Raw genomic sequence first — 20901 nt, forward strand, 5'->3', positions numbered from 1 at the left:
AAAAAGAAAAAACACACCAATATTTGGAAATTCAAAATAATATCCCTACCTTTGCCGTCAATTTTAAACAAACTAAAATTTATTTATATGAATCATTATGAAACTGTTTTCATTTTGAATCCCGTTTTATCTGAAACTCAGGTAAAGGAAACAGTAGCAAAATTCGAAGAATTTCTTGCTTCTAAAGGGGCTCAATTTGTATCGAAAGAGGATTGGGGCTTGAAAAAATTGGCTTACGAAATCCAAAAGAAAAAAAGTGGTTTTTATCACTTGTTTGAGTACAAAGTAGAAGGTTCTGCAATCAAAGACCTTGAAACTGAATTCCGCAGAGACGAAAGAGTAATGCGTTATTTAACAGTTACTTTGGATAAACATGCTATCGCATGGGCTGAGAGAAGAAGAGAGAAATTAAAAACTAAAAAAGCGTAATTATCATGTCAAACATTGAGCAATCTGCAAAAGGAAGAAAAGACGGAGATATTAGATATTTAACGCCTTTGAACATTGAAACAAATAAAATTAAAAAATATTGTCGTTTCAAAAAATCAGGAATCAAATACATCGATTATAAAGATGCTGATTTCTTGTTGAAATTCGTAAATGAGCAAGGTAAAATTTTACCTCGTCGTTTGACAGGAACTTCTTTGAAATTCCAAAGAAAAGTGTCTGTAGCTGTAAAAAGAGCTCGTCACTTAGCATTGATGCCGTATGTGGCTGATTTGTTGAAATAATCAATAAAAACATTTATTCGTTGTTGGTTTTCTGCTCTGTAGAAACCTAACTTCACTAATTTTAATAAAAAAGGACAACAACATGGAAATTATCTTAAAACAAGATGTTCAAAACTTAGGGTTCAAAGACGATGTAGTAAAAGTAAAACCAGGATATGGTCGTAACTATTTGATCCCTCAAGGATTTGCTATTTTAGCAACTCCATCTGCAAAAAAAGTATTGGCTGAAAACTTGAGACAAAGAGCTCACAAAGAAGCAAAAATTATCGCTGACGCTAAAGCACTTGCTGAAACTTTGAAAGCTATCGAATTGAAATTGGTAGTAAAAGCAGGAGGAGAAAGATTGTTTGGTTCTGTAACAAACGCAGACATCGCAGCAGCTTTGGAAGCTAAAGGTCAAAACATCGACAGAAAATTCATCACTTCTGGTACAATCAAAAGAACTGGTAAATATACAGCTTCTGTGCGTTTGCACCGCGAAGTAATCGTTGAATTGGATTACGAAGTAGTAGCTGAACAACAATAATTTATTGTTTTCACACAAATAATAAAAAGCTATCTGATTTTTCAGGTAGCTTTTTTACTTTGTTCTATATACAAAAGAATAGAATTCTTCCTATATTTGCAAAATGAGAAAAAAAGTAGTAGTCGGACTTTCTGGTGGTGTAGATTCGAGTGTAGCTGCTCAGTTGTTACTCGATCAAGGATACGAGGTCATAGGACTGTTTATGAAAAATTGGCACGACGATTCGGTAACAATTTCCGACCAATGTCCTTGGCTGGAAGATAGTAATGATGCCTTGTTGGTTGCCGAAAAATTGGGTATTCCTTTTCAAACTGTAGATTTGAGCGAACAATACAAAGAGCGTATCGTGGATTATATGTTCAACGAATACGAAAATGGTCGTACTCCAAATCCAGATGTATTGTGCAATAGGGAAATAAAATTTGATGTGTTTTTAAAAATCGCAATAGAACTCGGAGCTGATTTCGTAGCAACGGGGCATTATTGCAGAAAATCAGAAGAAATCATCGATGGAAAAACCGTTTATAAATTATTGGCTGGAAAAGATGACAACAAAGATCAATCGTATTTTCTTTGTCAATTGTCTCAAGAGCAATTGTCAAAAGCTTTGTTTCCAATAGGGGAATATCAAAAAAGTGAAGTTAGAGAAATTGCTGCCAAACACGAATTGATTACTGCTACCAAAAAAGATTCTCAAGGTTTGTGTTTTATTGGAAAAGTTCGCCTACCCGAATTTTTACAACAGCAATTAAAACCTAAAAAAGGAGTGATTTACGAAATTGATACAAACCATGAAATCTATCAATCCGAAGAAAAACAGTTTAATACGATAGAAGAGCAATTGTATCACGAAGCAAAATCTTTTTCATATACTCCAGAAATGGGAAATGCAGTTGGCGAACACAATGGTGCACATTATTTTACCATTGGTCAAAGAAAAGGATTGAATGTGGGAGGAAAAAAAGAACCATTGTTTATCATTGATACCGATATTACAACCAATAGTATTTATACCGGACAAGGGAAAGACCACCCAGGATTGTTTAGAAAAACTTTATTTGTAAAAGAACATGAAATACATTGGATTCGTGAAGATTTGCGATTGCAAAACGGAGAATCTGTAGAAAGAATGGTAAGAATTCGTTACAGACAACCTTTGCAAAAAGCGAAATTGTACAAAGTAGAAAACGGATTGTATGTTCAGTTTGATCAACCACAATCAGCCATTACCGAAGGTCAATTTGTTGCATGGTATGAAAACGATGAATTGATTGGTTCGGGAGTTATTTCAAAAATATAAAATAGACTATACTAGAGACTTTGTAAATCAATTTTTTTTTTCACGCTGATGAAAACAGATTTTTTTTGATTTTCTTTGTTCTGATTTGATTATCTCAGATATTTTTTTTGATTTATCAAAAAAATAATCAGTGTAGTCATTATATCCGCGTTATCTGCTATAATTATAGTAAGCGAAACGAGAATAAAATTAAAAATCCGCGTGAGACAAAATAAAATTCTATTTACAAAATTTTACCTTTATCATAAATAAACAAATTAAAATGGAAAAAAATTTAGACAAAAATACAAGAGTAGGAATTACATTCAGTGCATTTGATTTATTACATGCAGGGCATATCAAAATGTTGGAAGAAGCCAAAAGACAATGTGATTATTTGATTTGTGGTTTGCAAACCGACCCAACATTAGACAGACCGGAAAAAAATAAACCCGCTCAAACTGTGGTTGAAAGATACATACAATTGAAAGGATGTAAGTTTGTAGATGAAGTCGTTCCTTATGCAACCGAGCAAGATTTAGAAGATATTTTGAGAGCATTCAAAATCGATGTTCGCATATTGGGTGAAGAATACAAAGAAAAAGATTTCACAGGTCGCCAATATTGCGAAGAAAAAGGTATTGAATTGTATTTCAACAAAAGAGAACACCGTTTCTCAAGTTCTGGTTTAAGAAAAATTGTTTCTGACAAAGAACGATTGAAAGGGATTTGATTTTTCGCTGATGTTTTTTTGATTTATCAAAAAAAACAAAATCTGGGGTAATCTGTTTTAAACTGTAGGTTTAATCGTATATATGTGCAGTTTTCTCAAATCATTTTCAGAAAAAATCTGTGATTATCTTCGTTAAACACACCCTGCCTTTCAGGCACCCCTCTCAGTAGATGGGAAATGCGTGAGAAAAAGATTCAGTATAAATTCTAAGTAAATAATAAGAAGTTTCCGTATAGAACGGGAATAGAGGGATATAGAAGTACTTTGTCAGATTTTATCGTTTGGCAAAGTCTTTTTATTTTAAACAAAAAAATAACATGAACAAAATCACTCAACTTTTCAATATAAAATACCCCATCATTCAAGGGGGAATGGTTTGGCATAGTGGATATAAATTGGCTGCAGCGGTAAGCAACTCAGGTGGTTTGGGATTGATTGGTGCAGGGTCGATGTATCCAGATGTGCTGAGAAACCACATTCAAAAATGTAAAAAAGTCACCGATAAACCTTTTGGTGTCAATGTACCTTTGTTGTATCCCAATGTAGAAGAAATCATGCAAATCATTGTGGAAGAAGGTGTGAAAATTGTTTTTACTTCAGCTGGAAATCCTAAGACATGGACGCAATGGCTAAAGGAAAAAGGAATTACTGTGGTGCATGTGGTAAGTTCGTCTAAATTTGCCTTGAAAGCTCAAGAGGCTGGTGTAGATGCTGTGGTCGCCGAAGGTTTTGAAGCGGGCGGACACAACGGTCGTGAGGAGACAACTACCTTAACCTTACTTCCTATTGTTAAAAAGCAATTGTCCATTCCCTTGATTGCCGCTGGTGGTATTGCTACAGGAAAAGGTGTACATGCGGCAATGGTTTTAGGTGCCGACGGTGTACAAATGGGAACTCGATTTGCTATGACCGTAGAAAGTTCTGCTCATCAATCATTTAAAGATTATTGTGTACAAGCTCAAGAAGGTTCCACTTTTCTTACTTTGAAAGAATTGGCTCCTGTGCGATTACTGACGAATGATTTTTATTACCAAGTACAAGAAGCCTACAAAAACGGAGCTACTATAGAAGAGTTGAAAGAATTATTAGGTAAAGGAAGAGCCAAAAAAGGAATGCTCGAGGGTGATTTGGTTGAAGGAGAATTGGAAATTGGTCAAATTGTGGCGTTAATTGATAAAATTCAAACGGTAAATGATGTTTTTAATGAAATTTTAGAGGAATTTAACCAATCGATTCAAAAAGAATTTGTTTTTTAAAATAAATGTTGTAAGATTTTAGATAATAATAATATCTTAAACTGTTTTTTTTCTTAGAAATTAAACTTTACATTTTTATCATAAGCTAAAATCTTAAGTAATTAAGGAAAAATAATATTAACTGTTATAAATTTTATTACTTTAAAAACATAAAAAACGTTTCCCCTAAAAGAAACGTTTTTTATGTTGAAAATCACTTAATTATATCCCAAATTCTATCTGAAATCTTGCATACCAATTATCATCTTTTCGTCCGTCGAAATATTTAAAATTATTTTTGCTTACTTCCAATTGTATTTTGAACAAATGTTCCCATAGATATTTTGTCACACCAAAGGTGATTTGTTCTTGTTGTGGTAAATATTTCTCAATATCCTTATGAGGATTGTTGAAGGAATATCGACCAATGATTTCCAAATTTGAAGGAAAGTTATAACTCAACTGAGCGTCGTATCCATGCCCCACGCGTACAAAATTCAGTTCTTGTAAATTACTTCCTACCGTATATTTTGGATTGAAAGTCAATGGGTTGTCAGTAGTTCTACTCATGTATGAAAGCGATCCCGCCCAACCTTTATATTTTAGTAAAGCATCTATCAATACCGAGTTCAAATCTCTACCTTCAAACAATGCAGTTCCTATTTGACCTTGAGATTTTCCAGCATTTTGGTTGTGGTGATAGGTGGCACCCAAATATAATTTTGGCGTTTGTTCTCGTACCAAATCTCCTTCGAAAAACACTCCGTTTTTTTTGAATTTTCCCAAAGGATACAATTCCAATCGCCCCGTATACGCCAATCCTGTTCTTTTTTGGGTACTATTTCTTCCGTGTCCAGTAGAAATTGCCATTTTTATATCGTATCCAAAATCATTTTCTTTTTGATTGCTATACACTGCCTGAAAACCAAAGTCACGATCTATGTTGAACATAGCACTGTTGATACTCCTATCGGTTAAATTCAATGCACCTGATGAATTAATTTTCTGACGGTTACCTGGTAATTTGGTCTGACCAAAACCGATACTCAATTTATTTGTAGCTTGATAAAAAACGACCGCATCACGGATGATATTCAATACGTCTTTATTATCCAATTTTCCAATTTCTTCTGGTGTAAAAGACAATTGTAGGGAATATAAAAATCGAGGATCGATTGCATAACCGTCAAATCGTAAGCGTATATCACGTATATTTCCCTTGTATTCTATAGCTTTGTCATCGTCAAAATTTGCTTCTAAACGCTTTTTCATTCTAAAGCGAATATTTACTTGATACAAACTGTCGGGAGAAGTAACTCCCAAGCCTTTTTTGTAACTGTAATAAGGTAAATTGGCAATTTTGTAATTTTCTTTTTCTTGTGCAGTTGCTTTTCCTACTGCTAAAAGCAAACTTGCAAGAATTAATGATTTTTTCATGTGTTTTTTAGGTTAATTTGTGAAAATTAAAATTTTTTTTCGTGATTATTTAATAATTTTGCACAAAAGTAGAGATTGATTAGAAAAATACTAACTTTTTTATGTTACCAAATTATTAAGAATACAATATATGGAGTCGAAATATGTGTGTTATGAGTTTACAGTTTCTCCATTAGAAATTGGAAGTGAAATACTTATAGCAGAATTAGGGCTTTTGCCTTTTGAAAGTTTTGAAGAAACAGAAAATGGTGTAAATGCTTATATTCAAGAAGCTGAAATCTATGAAAATATGCTCGATGAAGTCTATATTTTGACTAATCCTGAGTTTGAAATTTCGTATCATTCGTATGCCATTGAACAGATAAACTGGAACGAAGAATGGGAAAAAAATTTCGACCCAATAGATGTAGACGGACAGTGCTTTGTGAGAGCTCCCTTTCACGAAAGTAAAGATGTACCATTTGAAATTGTTATCGAACCCAAAATGAGTTTTGGAACAGGACATCACGAAACCACCTATTTGATGATGAAACACCTTTTAGAAATGGATTTTTTAGAAAAATCGGTGTTGGATATGGGTTGTGGAACGGCGATTTTGGCAATTTTAGCCTCTATGAAAGGAGCAAAAACAGTAGATGCGATTGATATAGACAATTGGTGTTACCTCAATTCGATTGAAAATGCACAGCGAAATGGTTGCACAAATATCGAAGTTTTTGAAGGCGATGCAAGTTTATTAGTCAATGTATCTAAATACGATGTAATCATTGCTAATATCAACAGAAATATCTTGTTGAACGATATGGAGGCGTATTCAAAATCTTTGAAAAATGGCGGAACTATTTTGTTCAGCGGATTTTATGTAGAAGATATACCTTTTATTCGAGAAGCAGCCGAAGCCCAAAATTTACAATTTGTATCACAATTGGAAAAAAACAATTGGGTAGCGTTGAAGTTTGTGAAGAATTAATTTCGTTTTATTATGAGCAAAGAACAATTATTAGAAGAAATATTAACTGAAGAAGTAGTTGCTAAAAATCACGAGTTGATTTTATACAACGACGATTTCAATACTTTTGACTATGTGATTGAAACATTGGTACGCGTATGCAAACACGACGAATTACAAGCAGAGCAATGTGCGTTTATCGTACATTACAATGGTAAATGCACTGTAAAAACAGGAGCCTATGAAAAGCTAATTCCGATGTGTGTAGCTTTGCAAAACGCAGGATTGAGTGCAGAGATAGAGTAATAAATAAATTTGAAAATTAGCACATTTTCAAATTTTCAAATCTCTCAATTATTTTCCCAATGAAACCATACAAATATCAGATTATTGCTTTTTTAGCCTTTTTTATCTGGGGATTTTTTAGTTTGGCATTAAAGCCCATTGCCCACGAATCGTCGTTTGATATACTATTTTTCAGAATATTGATTTCGGCAGGAATCATCACTGCAATTGCGGCAACTGTCAAAAAAGATACGATAAAAAAATCGGTTCAGCAGTACAAACTTTTGCCTAAAGAAGATAAGCGAAAAGCTTTGAATATAAATTTATTAGGTGGAGGGATATTGGGTGTGAATTGGTTTTTGTACATTTTTGTAATCAATCAAATCAATGTGCAAACCGCCTCGTATGCCTATTTGATTTGTCCGATTATCACTTCTTTTTTATCCTTTTTCATCTTGAAAGAACGAATGGATAAAGTGCAGTGGTTGGCAATAAGTATGTGTTTGTTTGCCATAGGATTGTATTATATAGCCGCACCTGGTGATTTGTTTTGGGCGGTAATTGTGGCATTGACCTATTCTTTTTATCTAATTTCTCAAAAGAAAAACACCTATTTTGACAAATTTTCGACATTGGTTTTCCAACTATTCGTCGTTTTGACATTAGCAATACCGTATTATTTGGTAAAAGGATTTTCGTTTCCAACCGATGCGTTGTTTTACCTTTGCGTATTTATTGTAGCTACATTATTTACAATTATACCGTTGTACATGAATTTGTACGCCTTACAAGGAGCTAACGCATCAACAATAGGTATTATGTTGTATATTAATCCGGTAATAGCCTTTTCTTTGTCGATTTTTTATTTTGGAGAAACCATCAATTATTTGCAAATAGTCGCCTATTTGATTATTTTATGTTCAATAGTGATATTCAACCATAAAATTTTGTTTTCTAAGAAAATGAAAACCATACGAGCATAATGATTATTCGTTAAATATGTTTAATTTTGCTTTTTAAATTTACAGATAAAAATAAATTTTTAAAAACATAAAAAAACAACAATGACACAAATTTATTTAGACAACGCAGCAACGACCTCGGTAAGAAAAGAAGTTGTTGATGAAATGGTAAAAGTATTGACCAATGATTTTGGAAATCCATCATCAACTTATGCAATTGGTCGTCATTCAAAGGCGTTGATCGAATCGGCTCGTAAAACCATTGCAAATCAATTCAATGTATCTTCTTCGGAAATTATTTTTACTTCGTGTGGTACAGAAGGAAATAACTGGATTATTCGTTCGGCTGTGAAAGATTTGGGGGTAAAACGCATCATTTCTACCAAAATGGAACACCATTGTACGCTATATGCTATTCAACAATTTGCAGCAGAATATGGGGTAGAGGTTGTGTATCTAAATATTTTGCCAAACAGCGAAATCGACTACAATCAGTTGGAAGAATTGTTGAAAGATGAAGTACCAACTTTGGTGAGTTTGATGCATGTAAACAACGAAATCGGAACAATTCTCGACTTGAAAAGAGTAGGGGAGTTGTGCAAACAATACGGAGCTTTATTCCACTCAGATACAGTGCAATCGGTAGGAAAAGTTGAAATTCCATTAGACGAATTAAACATTGATTTTATAGTTGCCAGTGCACATAAATTTCATGGGCCAAAAGGAGCAGGATTTGTGTATATCAGAAAAAACAATGTTTTGAAACCGTTAATCGTAGGAGGAGAGCAGGAAAAAGGAATGCGTGCTGGAACAGAAGCTCCACACCAAGTGGTAGGAATGGCAAAAGCATTGGAATTGTCTTATCAAGATTTGAACAAAGATAGAGAAACCATTACATCGTTGAGAGATTATTGCAAGGCACAATTGGAAGAAAATTTCCCAGGAGTAAAATTCAACGGAAGCGAAAATCCATTTTACAATGTGTTGAACATTTTATTGCCATTTTCACCTGAAAAAACAGCGATGATTTTGTTTCAATTAGACATGAAAGGAATTTCAATCTCTCGCGGAAGTGCGTGTCAATCAGGTAGTCAAAAACCTTCGCATGTATTAGCTGAGTTTCTTTCAGCAGAAGATTTGACAAAACCAGCATTGCGTATTTCATTCGGAAGCGACAACACCAAAGAAGAAATCGATTACCTAATCGATGTGTTGAAAGCAGTGTAAGAAAATTAATTATTTAAAAATGCTCCGCCAAAATATTATATTTGGCGGAGTTTTTTGTGGAGAGTTGTCAACCACATAAAGACAGATGACATATAAGCCCCTATTCATCATTCCCCAATCTTAAATTTGGAAATTATTAATAAATGCTATAATTTTGTAGCAAATACGACAACTTAATATGAGTACCAACAATAACGAACGCTATGCTATGCGTGGAGTATCTGCCCAAAAGGAAGATGTTCACAACGCTATCAAAAACATTGATAAAGGGCTTTTTGCAAAGGCTTTTTGTAAAATTGTACCCGATTATTTGACAAACGACCCTGAATATTGCTTGATTATGCACGCCGATGGTGCAGGTACCAAGTCTTCTTTAGCTTATATGTACTGGAAAGAAACAGGTGATTTGTCTGTGTGGAAAGGTATCGCTCAAGATGCTTTGATTATGAATATCGATGATTTGTTGTGTGTAGGTGCTACAGACAATATTATGTTGTCTTCTACCATCGGAAGAAACAAGAACTTAATCCCAGGTGAGGTAATCGCTGCGATTATCAACGGGACGGAAGAATTAATTCAAGAATTGGCAAAGCACGGCGTAAAAATTCACAGTACAGGTGGCGAAACTGCCGATGTGGGAGATTTGGTGCGTACCATTATCGTCGATTCTACTGTTACGGCTCGTATGAAACGCTCTGATGTGATTGACAATGCCAATATACAAGCAGGTGATGTAATTGTAGGTTTGGCTTCGTTTGGTCAGGCTACTTACGAAACCGAATACAACGGTGGTATGGGAAGTAACGGACTTACTTCGGCTCGTCATGATGTGTTTGCCAACTATTTGGCTACCAAATATCCAGAAAGTTTTGATGCATCTGTGCCAAGCGAATTGGTGTATTCTGGAGGAAAACAATTGACAGATACGGTTGAAAATAGTCCAATCGATGTAGGAAAATTGGTGCTTTCGCCTACAAGAACTTATGCTCCGATTATCAAAAAGATTTTAGAAAAATACAACGCTCAAGATATTCACGGAATGGTACACTGTAGCGGTGGTGCTCAAACAAAGGTATTGCATTTTGTTGATAATGTGCATGTAATCAAAGATAATTTATTCGATGTGCCGCCATTGTTCCAATTGATTCAAGAGCAATCAAAAACAGATTGGAGAGAAATGTACCAGGTGTTTAACTGCGGACATCGTATGGAATTGTATGTAAATCCAGCTATTGCAGAAGAGATCATTGCTATTTCTCAATCGTTTGGCGTTCCAGCTCAAATCGTGGGTAGAGTTGAGGCAAACGATACTAAAAAATTGACTATTCAATCAAAATACGGAACTTTTGAATACTAATCATTCACGCCTAATGGCAATCGATTACGGTAGCAAACGGGTAGGTTTGGCAGTTACCGACCCTATGCAAATCATTGCTTCGGGCTTGGACACTGTGCCTACAAAAGAAATTTTTTCTTATCTAAACGATTATCTGTCAAAGGAAAAAGTTTCTAAAATCGTCATAGGCGAACCCAAACGATTAAACAATGAACCTTCGCAAATTGCAGAAGAAATTCAAAAGTTTTCTGATAGATTACAAAAATTGTATCCCACAATAGAAATTGTGAGATTAGACGAAAGATTTACTTCAAAAATGGCATTTCAAACCATGATTGACAGTGGATTAAAGAAAAAACAAAGACAAAATAAAGCATTGGTTGACGAAATTGCAGCTACTATATTGTTGCAAGATTATCTCAGCTATTACAATTAAATTTCTGATTATCAATAAATACATTACCAATAAAAATGTCTTCAAAACAACCTATAGAAACAGATATCGTACTGATAGGAGCAGGTATTATGAGTGCTACTTTGGGCTTGTTGCTCAAAGAGTTGAACCCTGCGTATCGCATTGAAATAGTAGAGCGATTAGATGCCGCAGCTACCGAAAGTTCTGAGGCTTGGAACAATGCAGGTACAGGTCATGCCGCTTTTTGTGAGTTGAATTACACTCCAGAAAAAAACGGTCAAATCGATATTACAAAGGCATTGAATATTTGTCAACAGTTTGAAGAATCACGCCAATTTTGGTCGTATTTGGTAAATAAAAACATTATTGACAATCCGAAAAGTTTTGTAAACAATGTACCTCATTTGAGTTTCGTTTGGGGTGAAAACAATGTAAAATTCCTTAAAAATCGTTTCGAGGCATTGAAAAAAGCTCCTCTTTTCGATGAAATGGAATATACCGAAGACAGCGAAACTATCAAAACATGGGCTCCGCTGTTGATGCGTTCTCGCAAAAATAATACGCCTGTTGCAGCTACCAAAATGCACCGTGGTACGGATGTGAATTATGGTGAATTGACCCGCAAAATGATTGCTCATCAGACCAATCAAAATGGGGTAAATGTTTCGTTTAAAACGGAGGTTTATGATTTGAAACGCCAAACCGATGGCAAATGGAAAGTATTGGTAAAAGATTTGACAACAGGTACAAAACGCACCATTATTTCAAACTTTGTATTTATCGGAGCAGGTGGTGGTTCGATATTATTGTTAGAAAAATCAGGTATTCCAGAAGCAAAAGGTTACGGAGGTTTCCCTGTGAGTGGACAATGGTTGGTGTGTACCAACGAAGATTTAGTAAATCAGCACCAAGCCAAAGTATATGGAAAAGCAAGTGTAGGAGCTCCACCTATGTCAGTTCCGCATTTAGATACTCGTTATATCAATGGTAAAAAAGCCTTGTTGTTTGGGCCTTACGCTGGTTTTTCAACAAAATTTTTGAAAACAGGTTCGTATTTAGATTTGCTAAAATCGTTGACTTGTAGCAATTTGAAGCCGATGATTCAAGCGGGATTGAGCAATATAGATTTGACTAAATATTTGATAGGAGAAGTGTTGCAATCAGATGACAAACGCATCGAATCGTTGAGAGATTATTTGCCAGACGCAAAGAAAAACGAATGGAAGTTGGAAATTGCAGGACAACGCGTACAGGTAATCAAGAAAAAAGACGGAAAAGGTGTGCTGGAATTTGGTACAGAAGTAATCAATTCAGCAGACGGTTCGTTAGCAGCTTTGTTAGGAGCGTCTCCAGGTGCATCTACAACGGTGAGTATTATGCTAAATTTGATAAAGAGATGTTTCCCAGAGCAATACGCATCGGCAGAATGGCAAGCAAAATTCAAAGAAATGATTCCATCGTTTGGAAAAGCATTGAATGAACATCCAGAATTGTTGAAACAAGTTCGCACAGAAACTTCAAAAACGCTACAATTGGGAGAATAATAAAATCGCCACAATTATCAAATACTGTATAATTGTGGCGATATTTTTATTATTACAATCAATATGGTTCGTATATCAAACGAAGAAAAGTACTAAATCGTTCGTTTTCTTTACTTATGGGAATTCCTATTACAATTCCTAACATGATATTTTCGTTGACAACCAATCGCATTTGCGGTCGATTAATCAGCGAAAAAATCATCTTTTCTTAGTTCTTTGTTTAGCTCTATACCAACAAAATTTCTCGTACTAGGAATCATATAATGAAAATTACTATTAACTTGAGTATATGAATTCCAAGTATTGGTTTTAAAAACTTATTCGATTGCAGGACCTGCATAAATCAGTGTATGAAAATTATTTCCCCATCTTTTGGCATCAACAAAAAAAGGTTTGATTTCGTTGTGAGAGAAAAGCGTTTGCTTTGACAGTTCTCCAAATGCTGACATACCTAATTTGTGTAAATAGCCCACAACAAGTGAAGTAGTGTGTTTTTCATTGACTAAAAACGTATATTGAGTAGCCAATTGTAATCCATTGATTTTACTTTCAGGACTATACCCATTATTATTTGCTGAATAAAAAGTAAAAGGAACTTCAATTTCTACTCCCAAACGATCTATCGGAGTCCATTCGTATTCAATCAGTCCTTCGTATTCGTCGTAGTCATTTTTGTCATTGATTCCAAAGCCAATATTCCATTCTTTTTCACCTTTTCTAGCCCCTAAATCTCTAATTAAATCAATATATAAAGATTCGGCATGTAGAATTTTTGGTTTTCATTGGGAATATTTTCTACTTCATGAATAAATTTAATATCTTTTTGTACGTTTTTAGAAGTATTTTCCTTCTTGTGCAAACATCGTTTGACAGAATAGTATTGTTCCAATGATGAAAAAATGTTTTTTCATAGATCTATTGTATAACTTATTAAGGTTAAAAAATAGAATCTATGTGTCTAATTACAAATTTAAAGGAATATTGTTTTTAAGAAAAGGATTGATTTTTAAAATTTAGATAAAAAAATCCGAATGTTATAAATACACTCGGATTTAATATTTACTATAAAGAAAACAATTGTTTGATTTCTTCTACTTTGTCCAATTTTTCCCAAGTAAACAACTCTACATCCAAAACGATGGTTTCGCCGTCTGGGTTGGTAAACGATTTGGTTACCACTTCGTTTTTTCTTCCCATATGACCGTAAGAAGCTGTCTCAATGTACATTGGCTGGCGTAACTTCAAGTTTTTCTCGATGAAATACGGACGCAAATCAAAAATCGATTGGATTTTTTCAGCGATTTGTCCATCGGTAAGATTTACTTTCGATGTTCCGTAGGTATTTACAAAAACGCCCATCGGATGAGCCACACCAATTGCATACGACACTTGTACCAAAATTTCATCTGCTATACCAGCCGCAACCAAATTTTTGGCAATGTGACGAGCTGCATATGCCGCTGAACGGTCAACTTTTGAAGGGTCTTTTCCAGAAAAAGCACCACCACCATGAGCACCTTTTCCACCATAAGTATCCACAATGATTTTTCTACCTGTCAATCCTGTATCTCCGTGAGGTCCTCCGATGATAAAAACACCAGTCGGATTTACATGATAAATGATTTCTCCGTGGAAATACTTCTGATATTGAGGGTATTTTTCTAATAGGCGAGGAATCAAAATCGACTGAATGTCCGATGCAATTTTGTTTTGCATTTGCTTTTCGGCTTCGAATTTTGCTTCTTTGCTATCGTTGGCTGGTTTGATGAAATCATCGTGTTGTGTAGAAAGTACAATCGTGTGTACGCGTTGAGGCTTGTTGTCGTCGTTGTACTCCAAAGTAACCTGCGATTTTGCATCGGGACGCAAATAGTTGATTTGGTTGTTTTCTCTGCGTAAAGCTGCCAATTCGATTAACAATTTGTGTGATAAGTCCAATGCTAAAGGCATATAATCGTCGGTTTCGTTGGTAGCATATCCAAACATAATTCCTTGATCTCCTGCACCTTGTTCTTCTTTATTGACCTTGTCAACTCCTTGGTTGATTTCAGAAGATTGCTCGTGAATTGCAGATAAAACTCCACACGAATTTGCCTCAAACATGTATTCACTTTTAGTATAACCGATTTTTTTGATTACATTTCTTGCAATGGATTGCACATCGAGATAGATGTTTGATTTTACCTCTCCGGCCAAAATTACTTGACCCGTAGTAACCAAGGTTTCACAAGCAACTTTAGATTCTGGGTCAAAAGCCAAAAAGTTGTCAATCAATGCATCTGAAATTTGATCTGCAATTTTATCCGGATGTCCTTCGCTTACAGATTCGGAAGTAAATAAATACGACATAATGATTTTAATATTTTTATCAAGAAGAAAAATTCGTTGAAAAAACAGCATAAATCATCTAAAGAATTTCTGCTTTAGCATTTTTTCATGAGGTTGCAATCAGACAAATTTTTCCTCTTGTAGTGATTTGTAAAATTTTTTTTTTGCAAAACTACAAAATATTTTTTATTCTACAAAGTATGATGAACAGAAATCATCCATTGTTGATAGGATTGTTTTTGCAACATTTGGTTCATCCACCCCAATTGAAACGATAAATTTGAATTGTGCTTGTATCCCAATCCAGTGTATAGTCGATTTCGTTCAAATACATTAGTTTTTCTCGATTTGTCTGTGTTGATAAACAATTCGTTATAGGCAGTTGCATACAAAAATTGTTTATCTTTTTCAAACTGATAAAATGGAACATCTATGGTCATTTGATGACGCAAACGTGTACGAAAATCAGCATTTTCAATAAAGCGTTGTTCCCAGCGAAAACGTTGTTTTAGTGGTACATTTTCAAAAATTTGTTGTTGTGTCAAAACTTCTTGAAAAATTCTATTTTCTTTAAAAGGCAAGTCAGGTTCACCAAAAGCCTCAGTTTGTACAAAAGCATAACCAATACCTGTTGTTATATTTGGATTGATTTTATATTGAATAGCTCCTCGAATCAACAATTGATTGAGGTCATTAAATAGTTCGTGCGTACGATATTGTACATCATAAGAGGCTCTAAATTTACTGTCTTTCAATTGATAGGTGCCAAAATACATCGTCCAACTGCCTGAAGGAGGATTGGAAGCAAATAGCCCCAACGAAGATAAAGAGAATGCTACCAAAGAGTATATTTTTTTCTTCATTATTTAATTTTTTGGCAAAAATACCTTATTTTCGTCAATTAATACGTACACTAACAAATTTTTAATAAAAGCTATGAAAAAACTACAACTTTTTTGGGATTCATTAAAACAAACAGCTAAAACTTGGAATGATACAGACTTGTTTAGAGAATCTGCAAGTATTGCTTATTATGCTATTTTTTCGATACCTGGTTTGTTGATTATTATCATGTGGGTTTCTGGGTTTATAATAGGGGAGGATGCTGTAAAAGGTGAAATCAGTGATCAAATTTCCAGTACAGTGGGAAATGATGCTGCAAAAAGTATTCAAGAGATTGTTGCCAATGTATTTGTAGATAATCAAAATATTTTCATGAAAATCATCGGTATCTTTTCGTTGGTATTTGGTGCTACAACCTTGTTTTTTCAATTGCAAGTAACACTCAATAATATATGGAAAATAGAAGCTGCCCCAAAAAAAGCTATCTTTAAATTTTTACTTAATCGTGCCAATTCTTTGGGTATGATATTGGTTATTGGATTTTTGATGATTATTACTACCACTTTATCGTCATTTATTAGTTTTTTTAATAATTATATTACAAAATCCTTTGGATTGGAAACGTACTATTTGATGCAAGCAATCAATTTTTCAGTTGGATTTTTATTGACGGTTTTTATATTCGCATTTATGTTTAAGGTGTTGCCAGACATAAAAATAAAATGGAAATCAGTGATTCCAGGAGCATTTCTTACCGCTTTGTTGTTTACAATAGGTAAGTTTTTGCTCAATTATTATTTTGTTTCTTTCAAACCCGCTTCGGCTTTTGGTACAGCAGGAACAATCATTTTGATTATGATGTGGGTCAATTACTCTTGTGTATTGTTTTTCTTGGGAGCATTATTTACAAAAAATTATTCGTTACTTTCGGGAGATACTATTGAACCTACCCGTTTTGCGAAATGGAAGGAAAGTTGTTGATATAAAAGTTTTTATATTTTTTTACACTATGAAAATAGCATCTATTTTTTTATTTGTCTTTTCATTTTTAGGGTATTCTCAAGGAAATGCAGGATACATAGTTTACGAATCAATTGTAGATGGTTCTATTGGTACAGAACATCATCTCTTTATTCAATGATTCATTGAGTGTTAATATTACAGGTTCTACGAGATTTCAAAAAACATCACTTTCAAATAATGTACAGTTTAAAGACGGTGCTTTTTATGTTTCTATTGATACATCTGATGAAAAAGGATATGTTATTTGCAGAAATTTCAATGAAAAATCTATGTTATTGCGTAATACAAAATATCCTGTGCATCCACCTCATGTTGTAATAGAAAATTGGTTGGAAATCAAATGGAAATTGACCGATAAATACAAAGAAATAGAATCACTAACTTGTAGAAAAGCCATAGGAGAATTTAATGGACGAACTTACGAAGCGTGGTATGCAATAGATTTGCCTATTTCTATAGGTCCTTGGAAATTGTTTGGATTACCAGGGATTATATTATAACCCAAAGATAAAAAAGGCTTTGTACATTTCAAGATGAAAAGTATAGAATTTCCTAAAAAAGTTGATGATGACTTGTTTGAAAAACCTAATGAAGAAATGGTAAAAACAATGTAAGAAAATGTACGAGATAATGACAATTTTTGGGAAGATTTTCGTGCAGTGTTGTCTTTAAAGATTCATAAAATTCTGGTATAAGAATAGGAAAAGGTAATTATGATACTGTAAAAACAACAAAGAAACAAATCGTTTGAACGCGTGTATGAATGGGAAAAGTAGTTTGCTTCATATTTTGTTTATTTACAATTAGTTTGTTTGCATAGATAAAAATTCACGGTTTCGTTACAGATAACGAACCCCCAAAACCTGTGCTTGGTCGTTTGATTGCTAAATCAAACGAAGGGAAAACACTTGCTATTTCTCAAACAAAAAACAATGGTAGCTATGAATTAAATTTTTAAAATCAATCTTCTATAGTTTTGGTTGTTTCTTCGCAAGGTTTTGAAAGGCAGGAAATTAAAATCCCTGTTTAGGAACCTACAAAAGAAAAGCAGATTAATGTACAATTGCAACCTAAAGTTGTTGAATTTCAATAAATTGTAATTGTCATTGAAAAAAACAGACTTATTACGATAAAAAAAGATACCATTGTCTTTTATGCAGCTTCGTTTCTTATGGGAGAAGAGGAAGTAGCAGAAGAATTGTTGAAAAATCTGCCAGGTGTGAAAGTATCGAGCGATGTTACGGTTTCTTTTGAGGATAAACCCATTGAAAAAGTGGAAGTTTATCAAAGATATTCGCATAATAAATTATAGAAAATGGAAGCATTTCCAATTCTCAATTTGAAAATATTGTAAATAATTCAAGACAAAGAACTATTGATGAGTGGAATTGGAAATATGGTGTGGAAGCTCGTCCGGCATATAAGGGGAAATTCAATTTTTCGGTAGGAACACAATGGAATTTTACAGAATTTCAATCTGATAGAAATAGACAAATTCACCACAACGAAACCTTTTTCGATTTTGAATATTAATTTCATAAAAAACTCAGTTTGAACACACAATTTGAGCGAATTACATTTTCAGGGTTGCAATCACAATTGCATCATTTTATGGATTTTCAACCCAATTATTCGGTTAAAGAAAATAAATGTACACTTTCCTTGATTGGTAATAATTTGTTTAATATCAGTCAAATATCAAGATATTCGATTGATGATATGAATCTTTTTCAACACCAAAATTTTGTTTTACCACGATATATTATGTTGAAAGGAGGATATAGATTTTAGTTTTTATTTTAGTAACTTAAAAATCAATTATTGTACGCTTTTGTTTCTGCTTTTTTCCGTATTTTTGCAGGTTGAAATCAAATTTTGAAATTTGAAAATGTATTTTTGATAAATCAAAAAAACAAAATCTGCGGTAATCTTTTTTACCCCCTAGGTTTAATCGTTTTTAAGTGCAATTTTTTTAATCATTTCAGAAAAAATCTGTGATTAACTGTGAAATATGCGTAAAACAAATAAAAGTAAATGGAAGATATTAATAAAGAAGTAGCAACTGCCTTTGAGGTAATAAAAAACGGAGGCGTACTATTGTATCCGACCGATACCGTGTGGGGATTGGGATGTGATGCAACCAATGCCGATGCTGTAAAAAAAATTTTTGAAATCAAACAACGCATGGAAAGCAAAAGCATGATTTGCTTGGTCAATGGCGACCGTTTGTTATATCAATTATTTCCAGAAATTCCTCAATTGGCATTCGATATATTGGATTGCTCTGACAAACCTACCACTTTGGTACTCGACAAGCCTAAAAATGTAGCTAAAGAACTCATTGCTGAAGACGACTCTTTGGGAGTGCGTATCGTAAAAGAAACTTTTTGCTACAAACTCATCGAACGTATGAAAAAACCTTTAGTTTCGACTTCGGCAAATATCAGCGGACAACCTACTCCTACTTGTTTTGCAGAGATTTCGCCTGAAATCATCAATGCCGTGGACTATGTGGTAAACCTCGACAAACAGAAAGTTTGTAAAAAATCCTCTGTGGTCATCAAACTGACACTTGACAGTCAAGTGAAAATATTAAGAAAATAATGATTATAAAACAAAATTATAAAGAAGCTCTCAATCTTCCTATTTTTGATATTATTTCTCGTGCGGCTCAAGAGCTAAATATCGATGCGTTTGTCATCGGTGGTTTTGTGCGTGATTATATTTTGGAAAGAGAAAACAACAAAGATATTGATGTGGTTGCCATTGGTAGCGGTATCGATTTGGCTTTGAAAGTTTCGGAATTATTGCCAGAAAAACCTAAAGTTCAGGTGTTTAAAAACTACGGAACAGCTATGTTGCATTTCAAAGGTACAGACATCGAATTTGTGGGTGCAAGAAAAGAATCTTACCAAAGAGACAGCCGCAAACCTATTGTTGAAGATGGTACGCTACAAGACGACCAAAACCGCAGAGATTTCACAATCAACGCATTGGCTTTTTCGTTAAATCAACACAATTTTGGAGATATTACCGACCCTTTTGGAGGCATAGAAGATCTTCAAAATCAAATCATTCGCACACCATTAGATCCGGATATTACCTATTCAGACGACCCATTGCGTATGATGAGAGCTATTCGATTTGCTACGCAATTGCAATTTATCATAGAAAAAAAATCTTTAGAAGCCATTACGAGAAATGCGGAGCGAATCAACATTATTTCAGGAGAAAGAATTTCTGAAGAATTAAACAAAATCTTGCAAACCGACAAACCGTCGATTGGGTTTTTATTGTTGTACAAAACAGGATTATTACAGTTGATTTTACCCGAATTGACCGCTTTGAATCAGGTGGAGGAAATCGAAGGACATACCCATAAAAACAATTTTTATCATACACTGGAAGTAGTGGATAATATATGTCCAAATACTGATGATTTGTGGTTGCGTTGGGCGGCGTTGTTGCATGATATTGGGAAAGCTCCGACGAAAAAATTCAACAAAAAACAAGGTTGGACTTTCCATGGGCATGAATTTTTGGGAGGAAAAATGGCAAAAAAAATCTTTCAACGATTGCACATGCCTTTAAATCATAAAATGCGTTTTGTACAAAAAATGGTATCGATGAGTTCGCGTCCGATTGTCATAGCCGAAGACCAAGTTACCGATTCTGCGGTGCGTCGTTTGGTATTTGATGCAGGAGACGACATCGAAAATCTTTTAACTTTGTGCGAAGCTGATATTACCACAAAAAATCCCAAGAAATTCAAAAAATACCACAACAATTTCAAAATTGTGCGTCAGAAAATCGTGGAAGTTGAAGAAAAAGACCATGTGAGAAATTTTCAACCACCTATTACTGGAGAGGAAATTATGGAAATTTTCGATTTGAAACCTTCACGAGAAATTGGAATTATTAAAGAAGCAATCAAAGAAGCGATTTTGGAAGGAGAAATTGGAAATGATTATACAGAGGCATATCATTTTATGATGAAAATAGCCCAAAAACTCAATTTACAAGCTGTAAATCCTAAAATATAAACGAT

Annotated in this window: 25 protein-coding genes; 21 read left to right on the forward strand and 4 right to left on the reverse strand. The window is 34.1% G+C overall.

Annotated features, from left to right (window positions below; translation table 11 throughout):
- Positions 1–87 precede the first annotated feature (87 nt).
- The 6 genes from rpsF to AB4865_RS08420 all read left to right on the forward strand — a co-directional run bounded on the left by rpsF (position 88) and on the right by AB4865_RS08420 (position 4525).
- The gene (rpsF, locus tag AB4865_RS08395) at positions 88–429 is read left to right on the forward strand and encodes a 30S ribosomal protein S6 (RefSeq protein ID WP_372472830.1); all 342 of its coding nucleotides are present in this window, start codon (positions 88–90) and stop codon (positions 427–429) included.
- A 5-nt stretch (positions 430–434) separates the two neighbouring features.
- On the forward strand, positions 435–731 hold the full coding sequence (gene rpsR, locus AB4865_RS08400; RefSeq protein ID WP_372472831.1) for a 30S ribosomal protein S18: 297 nt from the start codon (positions 435–437) through the stop codon (positions 729–731).
- An 82-nt stretch (positions 732–813) separates the two neighbouring features.
- Positions 814–1257 (forward strand): 50S ribosomal protein L9, encoded by a 444-nt coding sequence (rplI, locus tag AB4865_RS08405; protein WP_372472832.1) that lies wholly within the window; start codon positions 814–816, stop codon positions 1255–1257.
- Positions 1258–1360: 103 nt separating this feature from the next.
- Positions 1361–2557, forward strand: a complete 1197-nt coding sequence (gene mnmA, locus AB4865_RS08410; protein ID WP_372472833.1) for a tRNA 2-thiouridine(34) synthase MnmA — start codon at positions 1361–1363, stop codon at positions 2555–2557.
- Between the two features lie 262 nt (positions 2558–2819).
- Positions 2820–3269 (forward strand): adenylyltransferase/cytidyltransferase family protein, encoded by a 450-nt coding sequence (locus AB4865_RS08415; RefSeq protein WP_372472834.1) that lies wholly within the window; start codon positions 2820–2822, stop codon positions 3267–3269.
- A gap of 317 nt (positions 3270–3586) precedes the next feature.
- Positions 3587–4525, forward strand: a complete 939-nt coding sequence (locus AB4865_RS08420) for an NAD(P)H-dependent flavin oxidoreductase (protein WP_372472835.1) — start codon at positions 3587–3589, stop codon at positions 4523–4525.
- Positions 4526–4726: 201 nt separating this feature from the next.
- On the opposite strand, the gene AB4865_RS08425 is transcribed toward AB4865_RS08420, so the two are convergent.
- Entirely contained in the window at positions 4727–5941 is a 1215-nt protein-coding gene (locus AB4865_RS08425) for a porin (protein WP_372472836.1), read from the reverse strand.
- Positions 5942–6071: 130 nt separating this feature from the next.
- Here AB4865_RS08425 and prmA point away from each other — a divergent pair, with 130 nt between their 5' ends.
- The 8 genes from prmA (at position 6072) to AB4865_RS08465 (ending at position 12871) form a co-directional block, all read left to right on the forward strand.
- Entirely contained in the window at positions 6072–6911 is an 840-nt protein-coding gene (gene prmA, locus AB4865_RS08430; RefSeq protein WP_372472837.1) for a 50S ribosomal protein L11 methyltransferase, read from the forward strand.
- 12 nt (positions 6912–6923) lie between these two features.
- Positions 6924–7196: an ATP-dependent Clp protease adaptor ClpS gene (locus AB4865_RS08435; protein WP_372472838.1), complete on the forward strand. Its 273-nt coding sequence runs from the start codon at positions 6924–6926 to the stop codon at positions 7194–7196.
- 59 nt (positions 7197–7255) lie between these two features.
- Positions 7256–8158, forward strand: a complete 903-nt coding sequence (locus AB4865_RS08440; protein WP_372472839.1) for an EamA family transporter — start codon at positions 7256–7258, stop codon at positions 8156–8158.
- An 81-nt stretch (positions 8159–8239) separates the two neighbouring features.
- Positions 8240–9364, forward strand: coding sequence for a cysteine desulfurase family protein (locus tag AB4865_RS08445; protein ID WP_372472840.1), 1125 nt, complete (start codon positions 8240–8242; stop codon positions 9362–9364).
- 178 nt (positions 9365–9542) lie between these two features.
- Complete coding sequence (locus AB4865_RS08450; protein WP_372472841.1) at positions 9543–10721, forward strand: AIR synthase related protein; 1179 nt, start codon at positions 9543–9545, stop codon at positions 10719–10721.
- 13 nt (positions 10722–10734) lie between these two features.
- Positions 10735–11136, forward strand: coding sequence for a Holliday junction resolvase RuvX (ruvX, locus tag AB4865_RS08455; protein ID WP_372474894.1), 402 nt, complete (start codon positions 10735–10737; stop codon positions 11134–11136).
- Between the two features lie 35 nt (positions 11137–11171).
- Entirely contained in the window at positions 11172–12659 is a 1488-nt protein-coding gene (locus tag AB4865_RS08460) for a malate:quinone oxidoreductase (protein WP_372472842.1), read from the forward strand.
- A gap of 32 nt (positions 12660–12691) precedes the next feature.
- Positions 12692–12871, forward strand: a complete 180-nt coding sequence (locus AB4865_RS08465; protein ID WP_372472843.1) for a hypothetical protein — start codon at positions 12692–12694, stop codon at positions 12869–12871.
- A gap of 105 nt (positions 12872–12976) precedes the next feature.
- On the opposite strand, the gene AB4865_RS08470 is transcribed toward AB4865_RS08465, so the two are convergent.
- From AB4865_RS08470 to AB4865_RS08480, 3 genes are all read right to left on the reverse strand, one after another.
- Positions 12977–13429 carry an HAEPLYID family protein gene (locus AB4865_RS08470; protein ID WP_372474895.1) on the reverse strand — a complete coding sequence of 151 codons (453 nt, stop codon included), beginning with the start codon at positions 13427–13429 and terminating at the stop codon, positions 12977–12979.
- Between the two features lie 292 nt (positions 13430–13721).
- Positions 13722–15008, reverse strand: a complete 1287-nt coding sequence (gene metK, locus AB4865_RS08475; RefSeq protein ID WP_372472844.1) for a methionine adenosyltransferase — start codon at positions 15006–15008, stop codon at positions 13722–13724.
- Between the two features lie 170 nt (positions 15009–15178).
- Entirely contained in the window at positions 15179–15850 is a 672-nt protein-coding gene (locus AB4865_RS08480; protein ID WP_372472845.1) for a DUF2490 domain-containing protein, read from the reverse strand.
- Between the two features lie 73 nt (positions 15851–15923).
- Between AB4865_RS08480 and AB4865_RS08485 the strand changes: the two genes are divergently transcribed.
- The 7 genes from AB4865_RS08485 (at position 15924) to AB4865_RS08515 (ending at position 20896) form a co-directional block, all read left to right on the forward strand.
- Positions 15924–16811 (forward strand): YihY/virulence factor BrkB family protein, encoded by an 888-nt coding sequence (locus tag AB4865_RS08485; protein WP_372472846.1) that lies wholly within the window; start codon positions 15924–15926, stop codon positions 16809–16811.
- A gap of 28 nt (positions 16812–16839) precedes the next feature.
- Positions 16840–16971: a hypothetical protein gene (locus tag AB4865_RS08490; protein ID WP_372472847.1), complete on the forward strand. Its 132-nt coding sequence runs from the start codon at positions 16840–16842 to the stop codon at positions 16969–16971.
- 4 nt (positions 16972–16975) lie between these two features.
- Positions 16976–17353, forward strand: a complete 378-nt coding sequence (locus AB4865_RS08495; RefSeq protein WP_372472848.1) for a GLPGLI family protein — start codon at positions 16976–16978, stop codon at positions 17351–17353.
- Between the two features lie 671 nt (positions 17354–18024).
- Positions 18025–18165, forward strand: coding sequence for a hypothetical protein (locus AB4865_RS08500; protein WP_372472849.1), 141 nt, complete (start codon positions 18025–18027; stop codon positions 18163–18165).
- Positions 18166–18404: 239 nt separating this feature from the next.
- Entirely contained in the window at positions 18405–18644 is a 240-nt protein-coding gene (locus AB4865_RS08505; RefSeq protein ID WP_372472850.1) for a hypothetical protein, read from the forward strand.
- Between the two features lie 243 nt (positions 18645–18887).
- Positions 18888–19457 carry an L-threonylcarbamoyladenylate synthase gene (locus tag AB4865_RS08510; RefSeq protein WP_372472851.1) on the forward strand — a complete coding sequence of 190 codons (570 nt, stop codon included), beginning with the start codon at positions 18888–18890 and terminating at the stop codon, positions 19455–19457.
- A complete protein-coding gene (locus AB4865_RS08515) occupies positions 19457–20896 on the forward strand; it encodes a CCA tRNA nucleotidyltransferase (protein ID WP_372472852.1) in 1440 nt (479 codons plus the stop codon). The genes AB4865_RS08510 and AB4865_RS08515 overlap by 1 nt, the downstream gene beginning before the upstream one ends.
- Positions 20897–20901 lie beyond the last annotated feature (5 nt).

The sequence above is a fragment of the Capnocytophaga sp. ARDL2 genome (assembly GCF_041530365.1).
Classification (GTDB): Bacteria; Bacteroidota; Bacteroidia; order Flavobacteriales; family Flavobacteriaceae; genus Flavobacterium.